This window comes from Caballeronia sp., from assembly GCF_049581465.1.
Taxonomy (GTDB): domain Bacteria; phylum Pseudomonadota; class Gammaproteobacteria; order Burkholderiales; family Burkholderiaceae; genus Caballeronia.
Window position 1 is genome coordinate 1 of sequence record NZ_JBAUSA010000404.1, and the last position, 3,312, is coordinate 3,312.

A 3,312-nucleotide genomic window follows, 5' to 3' on the forward strand; every position below is an offset into this window, starting at 1 on the left:
GAGGTATTCGCGGTTTGAACGCGTTTCTTTGCTTCGTTTCTTTTCGCGTTTGAAAAGAAATGAAGTCCCGCCCCGGATAGGGGCTAACAGAAATAAGCAAGAAAATCCGACTTAAGCAGAACGACCATGCTAGCAGAAGGACTCAATGCTAGCCCCACACTCGCCGCGAGCAGCACCCCTCCGCACTAGCCCAACACTCACCGCTAACAGAACCGCCCAAAACCCCAGCCCGCCGGCCAGGCCCACCGGCCAACGCCCCCGGAGTTACTTGGGCTGCATCCGAATCGCCCCATCCAGGCGAATCACTTCGCCATTGAGCATGGGGTTGTCGAATATTTGCTTGACCAGCATTGCGTACTCGGCCGGCTTGCCCAACCGCGATGGAAACGGAACCATCGCCCCGAGCGCGTCCTGCACTTCCTGCGGCATGCCGAGCAACATCGGCGTTTCGAAGAGCCCCGGTGCAATCGTCATCACGCGAATTCCATTCCGCGACAAATCGCGGGCAATCGGCAACGTCATCCCCACCACGCCGCTTTTCGATGCCGCATAGGCCGCCTGACCAATCTGCCCGTCGTAAGCCGCAACCGATGCCGTACTTACAATCACGCCACGCTCCCCAGCCGCATTCGGCTCGTTCTTCGACATCGCTGCTGCCGCGAGGCGAATCATGTTGAACGTGCCGATCAAATTCACACCGATGGTCTTCGCGAACAAGTCGAGCGCGTGCGGCCCATCCTTCCCGACGGTCTTCGCTGCCGGCGCGATCCCCGCGCAATTCACCAGTCCGCGCAGGCTGCCGAGCTGCGTCGCGGCTTCCACTGCGCGCAAGCCGTCGTCTTCGCGGCTCACGTCGCATTTCACGAACACGCCCCCCAGTTCGTTCGCCAGCTTTTCACCGGCTGCTTCGTTCATGTCGGCGAGAACTACCTTGCCGCCGTGATCGCGCACGAGCTGCGCAGTCGCCGCGCCAAGCCCCGACGCACCGCCCGTGATAAGAAATACGTTGTCCTGGATGTCCATGTCCTGTGCTCCTCAATGATTAAAGTGATCTGTGGCGCCGCTGAAAACGCAGAAACCCGCTCGGACAATAGATCGCGAGCGGGCTTCCAGACGGCCTATGACTGTGAATCAGGTCAGCGCATCGAATACGCGGCCGCGGATTTCATCGACGGTACCGAGACCCGAAATCCGCCGATACTCCGGCGCCTTCATGCCGTTGTCGCCGCTGTGCGCAGCCCAGGTGTTGTAGTACTCGATCAGCGGCTTGGTCTGCGCCACGTATACTTCCAGGCGCTTCTTGACGGTCTCTTCCTTGTCGTCGTCGCGCTGGATCAGCGGCTCGCCGGTCACGTCGTCCTTGCCTTCCTGCTTCGGCGGATTGAACTTGACATGGTAGGTGCGACCCGATGCCGCATGCGAGCGACGTCCACTCATTCGCTCGATGATGTCGTTGAACGGTACATCGATTTCCAGCACGTAATCGATAGCTACGCCGGCTTGCTTCATGGCGTCGGCCTGGGGCAGGGTACGCGGGAAACCGTCGAATAGATAACCGTTCGCGCAATCAGGCGCCTGCAGCCGTTCTTTCACGAGATTAATGATTAATGTATCCGGCACGAGTTCGCCGGCGTCCATGAATCGCTTCGCCTCGATACCCAGCGCAGACCCCGCCTTCACGGCGGCGCGCAACATATCGCCTGTCGAAATCTGCGGAATGTCGAACTTCTCTTTGATGAAGGTGGCCTGGGTGCCCTTGCCGGCGCCCGGAGCGCCCAACAGGATCAAACGCATGGTGATATCTCCGAATCGAATAGAAACCGCTGCGCAGCGAGGCTTATTTGGCGTCTGGTCCCACAAGAAGGGCAAGGGGCGGATCGCTCGGGCGGCGCCGGAAACGAGGCAGCCGAGCCGAATTCAGGAGACGGCGCGGCACCAGTCGACATCGGCGCTAATCAAGCGATGCGCTGACCGGACGGCTCGCGCTACCGTTTGATTATGCCACGCGTCGTCACAATCGCGGCTCGAAAAACTGCTGTGAAGCCCGTAAATTGGGGCGGAGCGGGGTTTACGCGGGTTGTCGCGAAAGAGCCGGTCGCGTTAGGACTGATCCGAAAACCACGCGCGCACGCGAGCGAGATCGGCGGGAGTATCGACACCCGGCGGCGGCGCGTCGTGCGTGACCAGCACCGCAATTCGCTCGCCATGCCAGAGCGCGCGAAGCTGTTCGAGCGCCTCGGCTTCTTCGATTGGCGCTTGGGAGAGGCCGGGAAACGCGCGCAGGAATTTCGCCCGATACGCATATAAACCGATGTGCCGCAGCACGTTCGACGGCACGCGAGCCCGAACGCCGAGCGTAGCGATGTCCGGCCAATCCTTTTGCCAGGCGTCACGCGACCACGGGATCGGCGCACGCGAAAAGTACAGCGCGACGCTCTTCGAATCGAGGACGACTTTCACGACGTTCGGATTGAAAACATCGGCGGGGTCCGAGATCGGATGCGCGGCGGTCGCGATCGCGCAGGCCGGAAAGTCGGCGAGATGCGCGGCCACGTTGCGCACCAGCGCCGGGTCGATCAGCGGTTCGTCGCCCTGCACATTGACCACGATGGTGTCGTCGCTCCAGCCGAAATGCGTCGCGACTTCGGCAAGTCGATCCGTGCCGGTGGGGTGATCGGCACGCGTGAGCATCGCGTCGAAGCCATGTTCCTTCGCGACGTCGACCACGCGCGGCGAATCGGTCGCGATCAACACTTGCTGCGCGCCGGACAACCGCGCGCGCTCGGCCACGCGTACGACCATGGGCTTGCCGGCGATCTCCGCGAGCGGCTTGTCCGGCAAGCGCGTGGACGCAAGGCGCGCCGGAACTACAGCGATAAACGCGGGCGCAACCGGCACGTGGGCGTTCATAAAACTCAGTTCCCGCCAGCGGGGGTCAAAGGGTCGACGGGCGTGCCTTCCACAGTCTGGCGTGCTTCGTCGGGCAGCATGACGGGGATGCCGTCGCGGATCGGGTAGGCGAGTTTGTCGGCGTTGCAGATCAATTCCTGCGCGGCCCGGTCGTAGGTGAGCTGGCTCTTGCAGATCGGGCAGACAAGGATTTCAAGCAGGCGTGCGTCCACGGAGTTTCTCCACAACTAATTCTATGAGGCGGGGCTTTAGCACGGCTTCCACTGGAACGACCCAGATGCGCGCATCACGCCAGGCCCCGAATTTTACTGCATCCTTCTCTGTGATCAGGATGCAATCGGCGTCGATGCCGGCAAACGGGTTGTCGCGGTAATCGTAGTGATCGGGGAACGCGCGCGTGGC

5 protein-coding genes are annotated in these 3,312 nt (G+C 61.7%); all 5 read right to left on the reverse strand.

The genetic code is table 11. The features are described 5' to 3' along the window. Nucleotides 1-264: 264 nt before the first annotated feature. Nucleotides 265-1,023, reverse strand: coding sequence for a 3-hydroxyacyl-CoA dehydrogenase (locus tag WCA53_RS10135; RefSeq protein WP_423908664.1), 759 nt, complete (start codon nucleotides 1,021-1,023; stop codon nucleotides 265-267). Between the two features lie 108 nt (nucleotides 1,024-1,131). Continuing rightward, a complete protein-coding gene (gene adk, locus WCA53_RS10140) occupies nucleotides 1,132-1,794 on the reverse strand; it encodes an adenylate kinase (RefSeq protein WP_423908666.1) in 663 nt (220 codons plus the stop codon). 306 nt (nucleotides 1,795-2,100) lie between these two features. Continuing rightward, nucleotides 2,101-2,910: a 3-deoxy-manno-octulosonate cytidylyltransferase gene (gene kdsB / locus WCA53_RS10145; RefSeq protein ID WP_423908669.1), complete on the reverse strand. Its 810-nt coding sequence runs from the start codon at nucleotides 2,908-2,910 to the stop codon at nucleotides 2,101-2,103. A 5-nt stretch (nucleotides 2,911-2,915) separates the two neighbouring features. Continuing rightward, nucleotides 2,916-3,122, reverse strand: coding sequence for a Trm112 family protein (locus WCA53_RS10150; protein WP_423908672.1), 207 nt, complete (start codon nucleotides 3,120-3,122; stop codon nucleotides 2,916-2,918). After that, nucleotides 3,103-3,312 (reverse strand): tetraacyldisaccharide 4'-kinase (locus WCA53_RS10155; RefSeq protein WP_423908674.1); only part of this gene is annotated, 210 nt, incomplete at its 5' end. The genes WCA53_RS10150 and WCA53_RS10155, both read right to left, overlap by 20 nt.

Coding starts and splice junctions, on each gene's coding strand:
- WCA53_RS10135 (WP_423908664.1), bottom strand. CDS start 1,023: ATGGACATCCAGGACAACGTATTTCTTATCACGGGCGGTGCGTCGGGG.
- kdsB (WP_423908669.1), bottom strand. CDS start 2,910: ATGAACGCCCACGTGCCGGTTGCGCCCGCGTTTATCGCTGTAGTTCCG.
- adk (WP_423908666.1), bottom strand. CDS start 1,794: ATGCGTTTGATCCTGTTGGGCGCTCCGGGCGCCGGCAAGGGCACCCAG.